The 15,820-nt window shown below is 57.5% G+C and carries 14 protein-coding genes; all 14 read left to right on the top strand.

Going from position 1 to position 15,820, the window contains the following annotated elements; all coding sequences use genetic code 11:
* The first annotated feature begins 234 nt into the window (after positions 1-234).
* The 14 genes from gyrA (at position 235) to rfaE1 (ending at position 15,784) form a co-directional block, all read left to right on the top strand.
* Positions 235-2,871, top strand: a complete 2,637-nt coding sequence (gyrA, locus tag VJ651_RS00245; protein WP_136418345.1) for a DNA gyrase subunit A — start codon at positions 235-237, stop codon at positions 2,869-2,871.
* The gene (gene serC / locus VJ651_RS00240) at positions 2,868-3,959 is read left to right on the top strand and encodes a 3-phosphoserine/phosphohydroxythreonine transaminase (RefSeq protein ID WP_292936460.1); all 1,092 of its coding nucleotides are present in this window, start codon (positions 2,868-2,870) and stop codon (positions 3,957-3,959) included. Before gyrA ends, serC begins: the two co-directional genes overlap by 4 nt.
* Before the next feature lie 74 nt (positions 3,960-4,033).
* Positions 4,034-5,110 (top strand): prephenate dehydratase, encoded by a 1,077-nt coding sequence (gene pheA, locus VJ651_RS00235; RefSeq protein WP_136418347.1) that lies wholly within the window; start codon positions 4,034-4,036, stop codon positions 5,108-5,110.
* Between the two features lie 69 nt (positions 5,111-5,179).
* Positions 5,180-6,286 (top strand): histidinol-phosphate transaminase, encoded by a 1,107-nt coding sequence (hisC, locus tag VJ651_RS00230; protein ID WP_324105493.1) that lies wholly within the window; start codon positions 5,180-5,182, stop codon positions 6,284-6,286.
* A 27-nt stretch (positions 6,287-6,313) separates the two neighbouring features.
* Positions 6,314-7,210: a prephenate dehydrogenase gene (locus tag VJ651_RS00225; RefSeq protein ID WP_324105492.1), complete on the top strand. Its 897-nt coding sequence runs from the start codon at positions 6,314-6,316 to the stop codon at positions 7,208-7,210.
* Positions 7,210-8,535: a 3-phosphoshikimate 1-carboxyvinyltransferase gene (gene aroA, locus VJ651_RS00220; RefSeq protein ID WP_324105491.1), complete on the top strand. Its 1,326-nt coding sequence runs from the start codon at positions 7,210-7,212 to the stop codon at positions 8,533-8,535. Before VJ651_RS00225 ends, aroA begins: the two co-directional genes overlap by 1 nt.
* The gene (locus VJ651_RS23560; protein WP_349254714.1) at positions 8,420-8,797 is read left to right on the top strand and encodes a helix-hairpin-helix domain-containing protein; all 378 of its coding nucleotides are present in this window, start codon (positions 8,420-8,422) and stop codon (positions 8,795-8,797) included. Before aroA ends, VJ651_RS23560 begins: the two co-directional genes overlap by 116 nt.
* Positions 8,798-8,858: 61 nt before the next feature.
* Positions 8,859-9,533 carry a (d)CMP kinase gene (gene cmk / locus VJ651_RS00215; protein ID WP_324105490.1) on the top strand — a complete coding sequence of 225 codons (675 nt, stop codon included), beginning with the start codon at positions 8,859-8,861 and terminating at the stop codon, positions 9,531-9,533.
* Positions 9,534-9,670: 137 nt separating this feature from the next.
* Complete coding sequence (rpsA, locus tag VJ651_RS00210; protein ID WP_136418353.1) at positions 9,671-11,377, top strand: 30S ribosomal protein S1; 1,707 nt, start codon at positions 9,671-9,673, stop codon at positions 11,375-11,377.
* A 14-nt stretch (positions 11,378-11,391) separates the two neighbouring features.
* Complete coding sequence (locus tag VJ651_RS00205) at positions 11,392-11,697, top strand: integration host factor subunit beta (RefSeq protein WP_057289648.1); 306 nt, start codon at positions 11,392-11,394, stop codon at positions 11,695-11,697.
* 241 nt (positions 11,698-11,938) lie between these two features.
* The gene (locus tag VJ651_RS00200) at positions 11,939-12,250 is read left to right on the top strand and encodes a LapA family protein (protein WP_136418354.1); all 312 of its coding nucleotides are present in this window, start codon (positions 11,939-11,941) and stop codon (positions 12,248-12,250) included.
* 30 nt (positions 12,251-12,280) lie between these two features.
* Positions 12,281-13,456, top strand: coding sequence for a lipopolysaccharide assembly protein LapB (gene lapB / locus VJ651_RS00195; RefSeq protein ID WP_324105489.1), 1,176 nt, complete (start codon positions 12,281-12,283; stop codon positions 13,454-13,456).
* Between the two features lie 28 nt (positions 13,457-13,484).
* Positions 13,485-14,867: a UDP-glucose/GDP-mannose dehydrogenase family protein gene (locus VJ651_RS00190; RefSeq protein ID WP_324105488.1), complete on the top strand. Its 1,383-nt coding sequence runs from the start codon at positions 13,485-13,487 to the stop codon at positions 14,865-14,867.
* The gene (rfaE1, locus tag VJ651_RS00185) at positions 14,864-15,784 is read left to right on the top strand and encodes a D-glycero-beta-D-manno-heptose-7-phosphate kinase (RefSeq protein ID WP_324105487.1); all 921 of its coding nucleotides are present in this window, start codon (positions 14,864-14,866) and stop codon (positions 15,782-15,784) included. The genes VJ651_RS00190 and rfaE1 overlap by 4 nt, the downstream gene beginning before the upstream one ends.
* Positions 15,785-15,820 lie beyond the last annotated feature (36 nt).

Genomic DNA, 15,820 nt, shown 5'->3' with positions numbered 1-15,820 from the left:
TTTCACTAACGGTTATTTGTAGGAATGATATTTTTTTGCCGCTTGCAACAGTCAATTTAATCACATTTTTCAGAATTCCGCCCCTCAGCATTTCCATGCGTACTCTATAAGCCGCTCGCTGCGGGGGAGGTCTCGGTCGCCGTGCTAAAATCCAATGTTTGGCATGCTGCGTGTATACGCGATACCGTTGCCAAGATATTCAGCCAACTTCTGCAGAGATAAGCCGACTCCCCAATGGATCAATTCGCTAAAGAGACAATCCCGATTTCCCTCGAAGAAGAGATGCGCAAGAGCTATCTCGATTACGCGATGAGCGTGATCGTCGGCCGTGCGCTGCCGGACGTGCGCGATGGCTTGAAGCCGGTGCACCGACGCGTTCTCTACGCAATGCATGAAACGAACAACGTATGGAACCGTCCCTATGTGAAATGCGCGCGCGTGGTTGGTGAGGTCATGGGTAAGTACCACCCGCACGGCGACCAGGCGATCTATGACACTCTGGTGCGCATGGCGCAGGATTTCTCGCTGCGCTATACCTTGGTGGACGGGCAGGGAAACTTCGGATCGGTCGATGGCGACAATGCTGCGGCGATGCGTTACACCGAGTGCCGCCTCGACAAGATCTCCAGTGAAATTCTGGCTGACATCGAAAAGGAAACGGTCGATTTCGTTCCGAACTACGACGGCAAGGAGAAAGAGCCGTCCGTACTGCCGACCCGCATTCCCAATCTGCTGATCAATGGGTCGTCCGGCATCGCCGTCGGCATGGCGACCAATATCCCGCCGCACAATATCTCGGAAGTAATCGACGGTGCGTTGCACGTGCTGCGCAATGCGGAATGCACGGTGGACGAGCTGATCGAGATCATTCCCGCGCCTGACTTCCCGACGGCCGGCATCATCTACGGCGTGTCCGGCGTGCGCGACGGTTACCGCACGGGGCGTGGCCGTGTGGTGATGCGCGCGAAGACGCATTTCGAGGAATTCGGTAAGGAAAACCGCACTGCAATCATCGTTGATGAATTGCCGTACCAAGTCAACAAGAAATCCCTCCTGGAACGTATCGCCGAACTGGTGCGCGACAAGAAGCTTGAAGGCATTTCCGACATCCGTGACGAATCCGACAAGTCGGGCATGCGCGTCGTGATCGAACTCAAGCGCGGCGAAGTCCCCGAAGTGGTGCTGAACAATCTGTACAAGCAAACTCAGTTGCAAGACACCTTCGGCATGAACATGGTCGCGCTGGTCGACGGCCAGCCGAAGCTGCTGAATCTCAAGCAGATGCTCGAATGCTTCCTGTCGCATCGCCGCGAAGTGGTGACGCGCCGGACCGTGTTCGAACTGCGCAAGGCGCGTGAACGAGGTCACGTTTTGGAAGGTCTGGCGGTTGCGCTGGCAAACATCGACGACTTCATCGCCATCATCAAAGCCGCACCGACGCCGCCGATTGCAAAATCGGAATTGATGGCGCGTGCATGGGATTCTTCGTTGGTGCGTGAAATGCTGGCGCGTACCGGTGCGGAGAATGCTGGCGGCATCGATGCCTTCCGCCCCGAGAACCTGCCCAAGCATTACGGTATCCAGCCGGACGGACTGTACAAGCTGTCCGACGAACAAGCGCAGGAAATCCTGCAGATGCGCCTGCAGCGCCTTACCGGCCTGGAACAGGACAAGATCGTCAATGAATACAAGGAAGTCATGGCGCAGATCGCCGACTTGCTGGATATTCTTGCCAAGCCCGAGCGCGTGACGGCCATCATTTCCGACGAGCTGACCGCTGCCAAGAACGAATACGGCGAAGGCGCGAAGGACGTGCGTCGTTCGCAAATCGAGCTGAATGCAACCGATCTCGAAACGGAAGACCTGATCGCGCCGCAGGACATGGTCGTGACCTTGTCGCATTCCGGCTACATGAAATCGCAGCCGGTGTCCGAATATCGCGCGCAAAAACGCGGCGGTCGCGGCAAGCAGGCAATGGCGACCAAGGAAGACGACTGGATCGATCAGCTGTTCATCGCCAATACGCACGACTACATCCTGTGCTTCTCCAACCGTGGCCGCCTGTACTGGCTGAAGGTGTGGGAAGTGCCGCAAGGCTCGCGCAATTCGCGCGGCAAGCCAATCGTCAACATGTTCCCGCTACAGGACGGCGAGAAGATCACCGTCGTGCTGCCGCTGTCGGGCGAGAACCGCAGCTTCCCGGAAGACCACTATGTCTTCATGTCCACGAGTCTTGGCACAGTCAAGAAGACGCCGCTGACCGAGTTCAGCAATCCGCGCAAGGCAGGCATCATCGCGGTCGATCTGGATGAAGGCGATTTCCTGATTGGCGCCGCGCTAACGGACGGCAAGCACGACGTGATGTTGTTCTCCGATTCCGGCAAGGCAGTGCGTTTCGATGAGAACGACGTTCGCCCGATGGGGCGCACCGCGCGCGGCGTGCGCGGCATGAGCCTCGAGGAAGGCCAGCAAGTCATTGCATTGCTGGTGGCGGAAAACGAGCAGCAATCCGTGCTGACGGCAACCGAAAACGGTTTCGGCAAGCGTACGCCGATCACCGAGTACACACGTCACGGTCGCGGCACCAAGGGCATGATCGCGATCCAGACAAGCGAGCGCAACGGCAAGGTTGTTGCGGCGACCCTGGTTGAACCCAGCGACGAAATCATGCTGATTACCACCGGCGGCGTTCTGATTCGCACCCGCGTCGCGGAAATTCGCGAGATGGGGCGAGCGACGCAGGGCGTGACGCTCATTGCCGTGGAAGATGGCACCAAGCTGTCCGGCCTGCAGCGCATCGTGGAAACCGATGTCGAGGAAGAAAACGGCATTGCGAACGGTGCCGACAATGGCGCAACGGAGGAGCAATGACACGCGTCTATAACTTTTCCGCCGGTCCCGCCGTCCTTCCGCAGGAAGTGCTTCAGATAGCGGCTGATGAAATGCTCGACTGGCACGGCAGCGGCATGTCCGTCATGGAAATGAGCCACCGTGGCAAGGAGTTCATTTCGATCTATGAAGCCGCGGAGCGTGATGTGCGCGAACTGCTGGCAGTCCCTGCGAATTACAAGATTCTGTTCCTGCAGGGCGGCGGCATTGGCGAAAATGCCATCGTGCCGATGAACCTGCTCGGCACGAAACCGCAACCGGCGACCGTGGATTTCATTCATACCGGTTCGTGGACGGGCAAGTCGATCAAGGAAGCGAAAAAATATTGCACGGTCAATGTTGCCGCTTCCTCCGAGAGCCAGAAATTTACTGCCATTCCGCCGCGCGACAGCTGGAAGCTGACGAAGGACGCGGCGTACGTTCACATCTGCACCAATGAAACAATCGATGGCGTCGAGTTCCAGTACACGCCGGATGTGGGCGATGTGCCGCTGGTCGCGGACATGTCGTCGCACATCTTGTCGCGCGTCGTCGATGTGTCGAGATACGGCGTGATTTTCGGCGGTGCGCAAAAGAACATCGGGCCCGCGGGCCTGACCCTGGTAATCGTGCGCGAAGATCTGATCGGTCATGCATTGACGATTTGCCCGTCGGCTTTCGACTGGAAGCTGGTCGCTGAAAACCATTCCATGTACAACACGCCGCCGACCTATGCGATCTACATCGCCGGACTGGTGTTCCAGTGGCTCAAGAAGCAGGGTGGTGTTGCGGCGATGGAGCAGCGCAATATTGCGAAGGCGGCGCTCCTGTATGACTATCTGGATTCAACCGATTTCTACATGAACAAGGTTGCGAAGGATTGTCGTTCGCGCATGAACGTTCCTTTCTTCCTGAAGGACGAATCCTTGAACGAGGCTTTCCTCGCGGGCGCGAAAGAGCGCAAACTGCTTCAGCTCAAGGGCCACAAGTCCGTAGGCGGCATGCGGGCATCCATCTACAATGCGATGCCGATCGAAGGCGTGCAGGCACTGGTCGATTACCTGAAAGAATTCGAAAAGAAGCATGGCTAGCCGATCGACCCGGCTGCAAGCCGTCGCTCTTCGAAACCCTCCCTCCACAGGGAAGGCGAAACGACTACGGACAAATGAATACGGACGATAAACTTAAACCCCTTCGTCAGCAGATCGACGCGATCGACGCACAGATCCTCGACCTGCTGAACCAGCGTGCGCGCGTGGCCCAGCAGGTCGGTCATGTCAAGGCTGAAACCAATGCCCCGGTCTTTCGCCCGGAACGCGAAGCGCAAGTCCTGCGCAAGGTCGGGGAGCGCAACCCCGGTCCGCTCGACAGCGGCGACGTGCAGAAGATCTTTCGCGAGATCATGTCGTCGTGCAGGGCGCTGGAAAGGCGCGTCACCGTCGCCTATCTCGGCCCGGCCGGAACCTTCACCGAACAAGCGGTGTACCAGCAATTCGGCCATGCCATCGAGGGCATCTCCTGCGTTTCGATTGACGAGATATTCCGCGCCGCCGAAGCCGGGACTGCCGACTTTGGTGTGGTTCCGATTGAAAATTCATCGGAAGGCGCAATCAACCGCACGCTCGATCTGCTGCTGCAATCGACCCTGTCGATCAGCGGCGAACTTTCGATACCGGTCCATCACAGCCTGATGACCAAGAGCGGTTCGATGGACGGCATCACGCGCATTTGCGCGCACTCGCAGGCGTTGGCGCAGTGCCAGGCATGGCTCAATCAACACTACCCGAACATTCAACGCCAGGCCGTTGCGTCCAATGGTGAAGCCGCTCGTATTGCAAGCGAAGATCCGACCGCAGCCGCCATCGCCGGTGAAGTCGCAGGTCAGCGCTACAACCTCGGCATCGTCCAGGCGCACGTCCAGGACGACCCGCATAACCGCACCCGTTTTGCCATCATTGGCCGTCTGCAGCCTGCCCCCAGTGGCAAGGATCAGACATCGCTCGTTTTTGCCGTGCCCAACAAGGCTGGTGCCGTCTACAACATGCTGGCACCGCTCGCCAAGCATGGCGTATCGATGACCCGCTTTGAATCGCGCCCGGCACGCGTCGGCACCTGGGAATACTACTTCTACGTCGACGTCGAAGGACACGTACAGGAAGAGAAGGTTGCCAAGGCACTGGCGGAAGTCAAACAGAACGCAGCCTTCTTCAAGTGGCTGGGTTCATATCCTTTCAGTTTGTAATCGAGAGGCAAGCCAGCTCGCGGAATTGCCAGCGAGCCGGACGCCGATCCTGTTTTTTGGGAATCAAAAATGTCTATCCAATTCGGTCCAGAATATGTCCGTGCGATCGCTCCGTATCAGGGCGGCAAACCGATCTCCGAGGTCGCGCGCGAATTCGGCCTCGACGAAGCCAAGATCATCAAGCTTGCCTCCAATGAAAATCCCCTGGGCATGCCGGAATCGGCAAAACAGGCGATGCTTGAGGCGGTGTCGGATATCGGCCGCTATCCGGACTCGAATGGCTTTGAATTGAAACAGGTGATCAGCACCCGTTATGGTGTCCCGCAAGACTGGATCACGCTGGGCAACGGCAGCAACGATATTCTTGAACTCGCCGCGCATGCGTTCGTACAGCCGGGGCAGTCCGTGGTCTACGCACAGTATTCCTTCGCGGTTTACGCACTGGCGACGCAGGGCGTCGGCGGCCGTGCAATCGTCGTGGCAGCGAAAGACTACGGCCATGACCTGAAGGCCATGGCCGAGGCGATTACCGAAGATACCAGGCTGGTATTCATCGCCAACCCCAACAATCCGACCGGCACTTTTCTTCCGGCGGCTGACATCGAAGCCTTCCTGAAGTCTGTGCCGAAGAATGTGGTTGTTGTGCTGGACGAAGCGTATAACGAGTACCTTGCGCCGGAGCTGCAGTATGAATCGACGGCATGGGTCAAGCAGTATTCGAACCTGCTGGTGTCGCGCACCTTGTCGAAGGCATACGGACTGGCAGGCTTGCGCGTGGGCTTCGGCATAGCGCAGCCGGCAGTCACCGATTTGCTGAATCGCATTCGCCAGCCGTTCAATGTCAATTCGATGGCGCAAGCCGCGGCAGTGGCCGCATTGAATGACAGTGATTTCCTCAAGAAAAGCGCCAGGCTGAACGCGGAGGGTTATCGTCAGCTGACCGAGGCATTTGACGCGCTGGGCCTTGAGTACGTGCCTTCCTTTGGCAATTTTGTCCTTGTCCGGGTGGGCAATGACGACAGCGCAGGTGCGCGGATCAATCTCGCATTGCTCAAACGCGGAATCATCGTCCGTCCAGTCGGCAATTACGGTCTGCCGCAATGGTTGCGTATTTCGATCGGCTTGCCGGACGAGAATGCCGCATTTATCGATGCGTTGAAGAAGGTGCTGCCCTGACTCGTGTTGAATGAGCCACAATCCCAGATGAAAAAAATTGCAATTTTCGGCGTCGGCCTGATTGGCGGGTCCTTTGCATTGGCGCTCAGAAAAGTAGGCGCGGTGCAGCACGTGGCCGGCGTCGGGCGCAGCCTGGCGCCGCTGATGCGCGCCAAGGAACTGGGCATCATCGACACGGCTTGTTCTTCGGTCGAGGAGGCGGTCGCCGCCGCCGATCTGATCCTGGTGGCCGCGCCGGTGGCGCAGACGGAAGCAATTCTTGCGTCCATTGCGCCTTGTCTGGAACCGGGCACGGTCGTGACCGATGCGGGCAGCACCAAGACCGACGTTGTCGCGGCGGCGCGCAAGGCACTCGGAAAAAAAATTGCACAGTTCGTTCCTGGGCATCCGATTGCCGGGCGTGAGCAAAACGGGCCGGATGCGGCGATTGTCGATTTGTATGTCGGCAAGAAGACGGTAATCACGGCATTGCCGGAGAATACGGAGAGCGATATTGCTCGGGTCGCCGAAGCCTGGCAGCGCTGCGGATCGATCATCCACCGCTTGACGCCGCAGGAGCACGATCGCGTGTTCGCGGCAGTCAGTCACTTGCCGCATCTGCTCGCATATGCCTTGGTCGACGACATCGCAAAGAAACCGCATGCGGACTTGCTGTTCCAATATGCAGCAAGCGGATTTCGCGACTTCACACGCATTGCCGGTTCATCCCCGGAAATGTGGCGCGATATTTCCCTGGCAAATCACACGGCCTTGCTCGGCGAACTGGACGCCTACATGGAGCGCTTGAATGAATTGCGCGGCTTGCTGGCCGAGCGTAATAGCAAGGGCATTGAAGCAGTGTATGCAAATGCACAGCATGCGCGGCAGAACTGGATTCGCACGATCGAGGCTGCCGAACAACAGAGTAAGCAAGGCGGCGATTAATGAAGCATTATCCTCACTATCTTGAATTGCAACCGGCGATGCATGCGCAAGGGACTGTGCGCCTGCCGGGATCGAAAAGTATTTCCAATCGCACCCTGCTGCTTGCCGCACTGGCGCAAGGAACCACGCAGATTTTCGACCTGCTCGCCTCCGACGATACCCATGTGATGTTGATGGCCCTGCAAAAGCTGGGCGTCCAATGGGAGCAGGTCGGCGATACACGACAATATGTTGTGCATGGCGTTGGTGGTGTGTTCCCTGTGCACCAGGCGGATTTGTTCATGGGGAATGCCGGCACGGCCATCCGGCCCTTGACGGCCGCTTTGGCGGTTATCGGGGGTGACTACAGCTTGCATGGTGTATCGCGCATGCACGAGCGTCCGATCGGCGACCTGGTCGATGCTCTCAATGCAGCCGGCACGCAGATCGAATATGCCGGGCAAGCCGGTTTTCCGCCCTTGCATATCCGGCGCGGACATATTCATACGCAGCGCATGCGGGTGAAGGGCAATGTTTCCAGCCAGTTTCTGACGGCCTTGCTGATGGCTGCGCCTTTGATGGCGATCGATCAGGCTGTAACGGTCGATGTCATTGGCGAACTGATTTCCAAGCCCTACATCGAAATCACGCTGAATCTGATGCGGCGATTTGGCGTCGCCGTCGAGCGCAATGGCTGGCAGTCCTTTACGATTCAGGCCGGGCAAAAATACGTCAGCCCGGGCGTGATCCACGTTGAAGGCGATGCCTCGTCCGCTTCCTATTTTCTCGCGGCTGGCGCCATTGCCGGCGGCCCAGTGCGAGTCGAAGGCGTCGGCCGCGACAGTATCCAGGGCGACGTGCGCTTTGTCGAGGCACTGGAGCAAATGGGCGCGTCCATTACCATGGGCGATAACTGGATCGAAGCGAAATCGAATGGAGTATTGAAAGCCATCGATGCCGATTTCAATCACATCCCGGATGCGGCGATGACGATTGCGGTGGCAGCCTTGTATGCCGACGGTCCGAGCACGCTGCGCAACATCGGCAGCTGGCGCGTGAAAGAAACCGACCGGATCGCCGCGATGGCGACCGAATTGCGCAAGCTTGGCGCGACCGTTGAAGAGGGTGCCGACTATCTACGCGTTACACCGCCGACCGTCATTCAGTCCGCGGCCATCGATACCTACGACGACCATCGCATGGCGATGTGTTTCTCGCTTGCATCACTGGATGGCGCCGCGCGTCGCGGAAACCGGATTCGCATCAACGATCCAAAATGTGTCGCTAAGACCTTCCCGGATTACTTCGATGCCTTCGCAAAAATCGCACAGAACAACTTGTTCTGAACACCTTGCAGCACTGAAGGAATTGCAGCGGATTCCCGGCGTGGGCCCGCGCGTGGCGCAGGACTTTTTTGTCCAGGGCTTTCGTCGTGTCAATGAATTGAGAGGACGCGATCCGCAGGCGCTGTATGAGCGGCAATGCGAGCTCGAAGGCCGCCATGTCGACCGTTGCTGGTTGTATGTTGCACGTTGCGCCGTCTATTTCGCGCAAACAGCACGGCCCGACCCTGACAAATTGAAATGGTGGAACTGGAAAGACAAATAAGGGCCGCATTCGGCACGTTCTTTCTTCCGCTGAACATAATGACGTTTTCTACTTCTGGACGATGCAGATACCTTCCATTCCGGTCATTACGATAGACGGCCCCACGGCCTCAGGTAAAGGCACGGTCGCACACCGTGTGGCTTTGCAACTGGGTTTCCATTACCTCGATTCCGGCGCACTTTATCGGCTGACTGCCCTGTCTGCGATTCGTCATCAGGTATTGCTGACGGATGAGCACGCGCTTGCCAAGCTGGCCGAAAAGCTGCCGTGCAGGTTTTCCGGCGACCAGGTCTGGCTGGCAAACGAAAACGTGACTTCCGCGATCCGCGCCGAGGAAGTTGGCAATACAGCATCGAAAATCGCCGCTTTGCCGACAGTCCGGCATGCCCTGGTCGGGCTGCAGCTCGGGTTCCGGATGCCGCCAGGGCTGGTTGCCGATGGCCGGGATATGGGTACCGTTATTTTTCCTCACGCAACGCTCAAGGTATTCCTCACCGCAAGTGTTGAGGCGCGTGCAGAAAGACGATATAAGCAATTGATTGACAAGGGTTTTTCTGCTAACATGCAAGACCTTCTCAAGGATTTGAGGGAGCGCGACGCGCGCGATTCGAATCGCACAATCGCACCATTGAAACCAGCAGAAGGCGCACACATCTTGGATACGTCGCGTATGACCGCCGATGAGGCTGTCGAGCAGGTTCTGAGGTGGTATGCGGCAGTAAAAAAACATGCGTAAGCAGTAACTACGCGATTTGCAGTGCGATTGGTGCCCGGCTTGGCGCAAGGCCATGTCGGGTGTTGATAAACCTAACCCAGCATTTGGTCAATCTGGTCAAACAAGACACGATTCCCGCTGGAAAACTTTTCTTATTTATGTCTACTGCGCAACAACAACCTACCGGTTCCGAAAGCTTTGCAGCCCTGTTCGAGGAGTCCTTGTCCCGCCAGGACATGCGTTCCGGTGAAGTGATTTCGGCTGAAGTCGTTCGTGTCGACTACAACTTTGTCGTCGTCAACGCCGGCCTGAAATCGGAAGCATTCATTCCTATCGAAGAATTCAAGAACGACAACGGCGAACTCGAAGTCAATGTTGGCGACTTCATCACCGTTGCGATCGAGTCGCTGGAAAACGGTTTTGGCGACACCATCCTGTCGCGCGACAAGGCCAAGCGTCTCGCCTCGTGGCTCTCGCTCGAAAAAGCGATGGAGTCCGGCGAAATCGTGACCGGCACCGTCAACGGCAAGGTCAAGGGCGGTCTGACCGTTCTGACCAACGGCATTCGTGCATTCCTCCCGGGTTCGCTGGTTGATACCCGTCCGGTGAAGGACACCACGCCGTACGAAGGCAAGACCATGGAATTCAAGGTCATCAAGCTGGACCGCAAGCGCAACAACGTTGTGCTGTCCCGCCGCGCCGTCATCGAAGCATCGATGGGCGAAGAGCGCGCCAAGCTGATGGAAACCCTGAAGGAAGGTACTGTCGTCACCGGTATCGTCAAGAACATCACCGACTACGGTGCGTTCGTTGACCTCGGCGGCATCGACGGCCTGCTGCACATCACCGATCTGGCATGGCGTCGCGTGCGTCATCCGTCGGAAGTGCTGTCCGTCGGCCAGGAAATCACCGCCAAGGTCCTCAAGTACGATCAAGAGAAGAACCGCGTTTCGCTGGGCGTCAAGCAGCTGGGCGACGATCCGTGGACTGGTCTGTCCCGTCGTTATCCGCAGGGCACCCGTCTGTTCGGCAAGGTCACCAACCTGACCGACTACGGTGCATTCGTGGAAGTCGAGCAAGGCATCGAAGGCCTGGTCCACGTGTCCGAAATGGACTGGACCAACAAGAACGTTGCTCCGAACAAGGTTGTCCAGCTGGGCGACGAAGTCGAAGTCATGGTTCTGGAAATCGACGAAGAGCGTCGCCGCATCTCCCTCGGCATGAAGCAGTGCAAGCCGAATCCGTGGGAAGAGTTCGCGATGAACCACAAGAAGGGCGACAAGGTGAAGGGCGCGATCAAGTCGATCACCGACTTCGGCGTGTTCATCGGCCTGCCGGGCAATATCGACGGCCTGGTTCACCTGTCCGACCTGTCCTGGACCGAAGCTGGCGAAGAAGCTGTCCGCAAGTTCAAGAAGGGCGACGAACTGGAAGCTGTCGTGCTGGCCATCGACGTCGAGCGCGAGCGTGTTTCCCTGGGCGTCAAGCAGCTGGAAGGCGATCCGTTCAACAACTTCGCTGCCATGAACGACAAGGGCGCAATCGTCTCCGGTACCGTCAAATCGGTCGAGCCGAAGGGTGCCGTGATCCAGTTGTCCGATGATGTCGAAGGCTATTTGCGTGCATCCGAAATCTCCCGCGATCGCGTGGAAGATGCCGGTACTCACCTGAAGGTCGGCGACAAGGTCGAAGCCATGATCATTAACATCGATCGCAAGGCACGCAGCATTCAGCTGTCGATCAAGGCCAAGGACAATGCGGACACGCAGGAAGCCATGCAGAAGATGTCGGCTGACTCGAGCGCAGCCTCCGGCACGACCAGCCTGGGCGCTCTGCTGAAGGCAAAACTCGACAACAAGCAATAAGGTCGAGTCGATAAATGACAAAGTCGGAGCTGATTGCCCGTCTGGCTGAGCGTTATCCGCAACTGGTTGCAAAGGATGCGGATTACGCGGTGAAAACCATTCTCGATGCAATGGCCGATGCGTTGTCGAATGGGCAGCGCATCGAGATCCGTGGTTTCGGCAGCTTTGCGTTGAACAGCAGGCCGCCGCGTATCGGTCGCAACCCGAAGTCGGGTGACAAAGTGATGGTGCCCGAAAAGCGGGTGCCCCACTTCAAACCCGGCAAGGAATTGCGGGAACGGGTGGATGCCATGGTCGGGCAACCGATCAAGGAAGACTGAGTCGCCAAGGCGGCACAAATCGCGGCAAGATAGGCGGGCTGTGAAGCGGTAGTACGTTGAACTGTCCGTCGTCAAACCCCTGCAGAAGGGAACAGCCAGATTTGAGTTGTATTGGTTATTTGCAAGAAATCAAAACGGCATCCTCGGATGCCGTTTTTTTTCACGTACAATTTCAATTGTTTTGCCATTCAACATATTGGCCCCGGTGCCTGAAAACAATCATCAATAAGGACGTCGCAGTATGAAAATTCTTTTCAGAATCGTTGCTGCCATTCTCTTTATTGTTTTCTTCGGATTCGCGCTCAAGAATACTCAGGAAGTCGCGCTGCGCTTCTTCTTCGATTACGAGATCCGTGGTCCTCTGGTGCTGTTGCTGCTCTCGTTTTTCGCGGGCGGTGCCGCGCTTGGCATTCTCGCGATGATTCCGACGCTGTTTCGCCACCGTCGTGACCTGTCCAAACACAAGAAAACGATTTCTGCCATGGAGCAGGAGCGGGAAGCGCAACGCCTTGCGCGGGTGCAGCCGCCGCAACCGGATAGCGTCAGCAAATAAACCCGAAACACGACAACAATTAAAAACGGCATGGAATTCGAAACCTGGTGGCTGCTCGGCATCCCAATCTTTTTTGGCCTTGGCTGGATCGCGGCGCGCGTCGACATCAATCAGCTCGTCTCTGAATCGCGCAGCCTGCCGCGCGGCTATTTCAAAGGACTGAATTTTCTCCTGAACGAGCAACCGGACAAGGCGATTGATGCCTTCATCGAGATCGTCAAGCTCGATCCTGAAACCATCGACCTGCATTTCGCTCTCGGCAATCTGTTCCGCCGCCGCGGCGAAATTGAACGCGCCATCCGCGTTCACCAGAATCTGCTGGCGCGTCCGGATCTCCCGCAGGAACATCAAGTGCATTCCCAGTACGAACTCGGACAGGACTACCTGAAGGCCGGCTTGCTGGACCGTGCCGAAGAAACCTTCAACGGATTAGTGGATACGCAATATGGCGCCCAGGCGCGCCGCGCACTGCTGGAAATCTATCAGCGGGAAAAGGAGTGGATGCGCGCCATCGACGCCGCCCGCGCCTTGCAGGAATCCGGTGCCGGTGCACGGCAGAAGGAGATCGCCCAATTCTATTGCGAAATGGCGCAGGATGAACTGGTCCATACACATCCTGACGCGGCTCTGGCAATGCTGGATAAGGCGCTCGCGGCGGATCGGAACAACGTCCGTGCGGCCATTCTGATCGGAGACGTGCATCTCGCCAAGGGAGACACCGAAGCGGCCCTGCTGGCGTGGCGCAGGGTCGAGCAGCAGAGCGTGCCGCATGTGGCACTGGTCGCGCAGCGTCTGATGGACGGCTATCGTGCGGTTGGCCGATCACAGGAAGGGCTCAATCTGCTGAAGAATTATCTCGCGGAAGCACCTTCCATCGATTTGCTTGAGGTCGTATTCAAGGCCGTGCTGGAGCTCGATGGAGTCGATGCGGCCAATCAGCTCGTCAGCGACGAATTGCGGCGTACGCCGACCTTGCTCGGCCTGGACAAATTGCTAGAGGCGCGCCTGATGGAAGCGCCGCCTGAAGTTCGCCCGGAACTCTCGCTGGTCAAGAACCTGGTGCATGGATATACGCAGAAACTGGCGCGCTACCAATGCAGTCATTGCGGGTTCAAGGCACGCCAGTTTTATTGGCAATGCCCCGGTTGCAGCCAATGGGAATCCTATCCTCCACGGCGGACTGAAGAGCTCAACGTGATGAACTAACCAAAGCCTACCCACTTAATCCGCCATCATGAAAATTACGATAATCGGCACAGGCTACGTCGGCCTGGTCACCGGAGCATGCCTGGCAGAGGTCGGCAACGATGTCTTCTGTCTGGACGTCGATCAGGCAAAGATAGATTTCCTCAACAGCGGCGGGATACCCATACACGAACCGGGATTGAGTGACATCGTCGCACGCAACCGTGCCGCACGCCGGCTGAGATTTTCATGCGATGTCGCTGCCGGTGTGGAACACGGTGAAATTCTCTTCATTGCCGTCGGCACGCCGCCGGATGAAGATGGATCGGCAGATCTGAAGTACGTGCTGTCCGTCGCAAGTGATATTGGCAGGTACATGAACGGCTTCAAGGTGGTGGTCGATAAATCGACCGTGCCGGTCGGGACGGCCGATCGCGTCCGTACAGTCATTCAGGATCAATTGCGGGCGCGGAACAGTAATGCTGGGTTTTCGGTGGTATCGAATCCCGAGTTCCTGAAGGAAGGTGCGGCTGTCGAAGACTTCATGCGTCCCGACCGTATCGTGATCGGTTGCGATAACACGCCGGAAGGCGATCGCGCGCGCCTGCTGATGAAGACCCTTTACATGCCGTTCAACCGGAATCACGAGCGCACTTTCTGGATGGATGTACGCTCGGCGGAATTCACGAAATATGCTGCCAATGCGATGCTGGCCACGCGTATTTCATTCATGAATGAAATGGCCGATCTGGCCGATATGGTCGGCGTGGATATTGAAGCGGTTCGCCATGGGATTGGTTCAGACCCGCGCATTGGATACAGCTTCCTGTATGCGGGATGCGGTTACGGCGGTTCGTGTTTTCCCAAGGACGTGCAGGCGTTGGAACGCACCGCGCGCGAACACGGCCAGGACCTTCTGATCCTGCGCGCTGTTGAAGCGGTGAACAATCAGCAAAAGCAGGTGCTGGGCCAGAAGATCATGCATCGCTTTGGCGAGAATCTGAACGGCAGGCATTTCGCGCTCTGGGGCCTGGCATTCAAACCCAATACCAATGACATGCGCGAAGCACCGTCCAGGGTCCTGCTGCGACAACTTGTCACCCGTGGTGCAACGGTGGCGGTCCATGATCCGATTGCCATGACGGAGGCGCAACGCGTTCTGGCGGCCGATTTTGCGGAGACGTCGGAACTGTTGGCGCGCATCCGGTTCAGCGATAGTCCGATGGATGCCTTGAAAGATGCCGACGCATTGGCCATCGTCACGGAGTGGAAAGCATTTCGCAGCCCGGATTTCGCCCAGGTGAAGTCTCTTTTGAAAGCGCCGGTCATTTTCGACGGGCGCAATTTGTTCGACCCGCAAGTAATGACCGACGCCGGAATCGAGTATTACGGGATTGGCCGTTCCGTGCGCAACGGATTGCAAGCAAGATGACTATTTCATTGAAGACGCCCCGTCTGCTGGTCGTGGGCGACGTGATGCTGGATCGTTACTGGTTTGGTGAAGTCAGCCGAATCTCCCCGGAAGCGCCGGTGCCGGTAGTGCGCGTGGAGCGACGCGAGGAGCGCCTGGGAGGCGCTGCCAACGTGGCGCGCAACGCGGTCGCGCTTGGTGCGCAAACGGCGCTGCTGGGTGTGGTCGGGCAGGATGAAGCCGGGGACGTGGTACAGAAGCTGCTGACGGATCTCCATATCGACAGCTTCCTCAATCGCGACCCGGCCATTTCAACCATCATCAAGCTGCGAGTGATCGGTCGTCAGCAACAACTGCTGCGGATCGATTTCGAGCATCCCCCCACGGACACGGTATTGCGCAACAAGCTAACGCAATACAACGCACTGCTGCCGCAATACGACGTCATCGTACTATCGGATTATGCCAAGGGCAGTCTGGTCAACGTCGTTGAAATGATTGCCGCGGCCAAGCGCTTGGGCAAGCGCATCCTGGTCGATCCCAAGGGAGATGACTTCGCACGCTACAAGGGCGCGTCCATCCTGACGCCGAATAAATCGGAACTGCGCCAGATCGTCGGCTCCTGGAAAAACGAAGACGAACTGACGACAAAAGCGCAGCACCTGCGCGAGTCGCTTGATCTCGAGGCGCTGCTGCTGACGCGTTCTGAAGAGGGCATGACTCTCTACACCGAGGGACAAGCCATCCACATTCCAACCGTTGCACGCGAAGTGTATGACGTTTCGGGTGCGGGCGATACGGTGATCGCGGCCCTCGCGACCATGCTTGGCGCCGGCATGTCCATTGCCGAAGCGGTCGAAATTGCCAATCGGGCCGGCGGTATCGTGGTTGGCAAGCTTGGGACGGCAACGGTCACAAGAGAAGAGCTTTTCGGCTGAATCCGGTGTAATCGACAAAATTGATGTTTCTTTGTC

The organism is Noviherbaspirillum sp. (genome assembly GCF_035254865.1).
GTDB lineage: Bacteria > Pseudomonadota > Gammaproteobacteria > Burkholderiales > Burkholderiaceae_D > Noviherbaspirillum.
The sequence above is the reverse complement of the archived record's forward strand: the minus strand, read 5'-3'. Positions and strand labels throughout refer to the sequence as shown.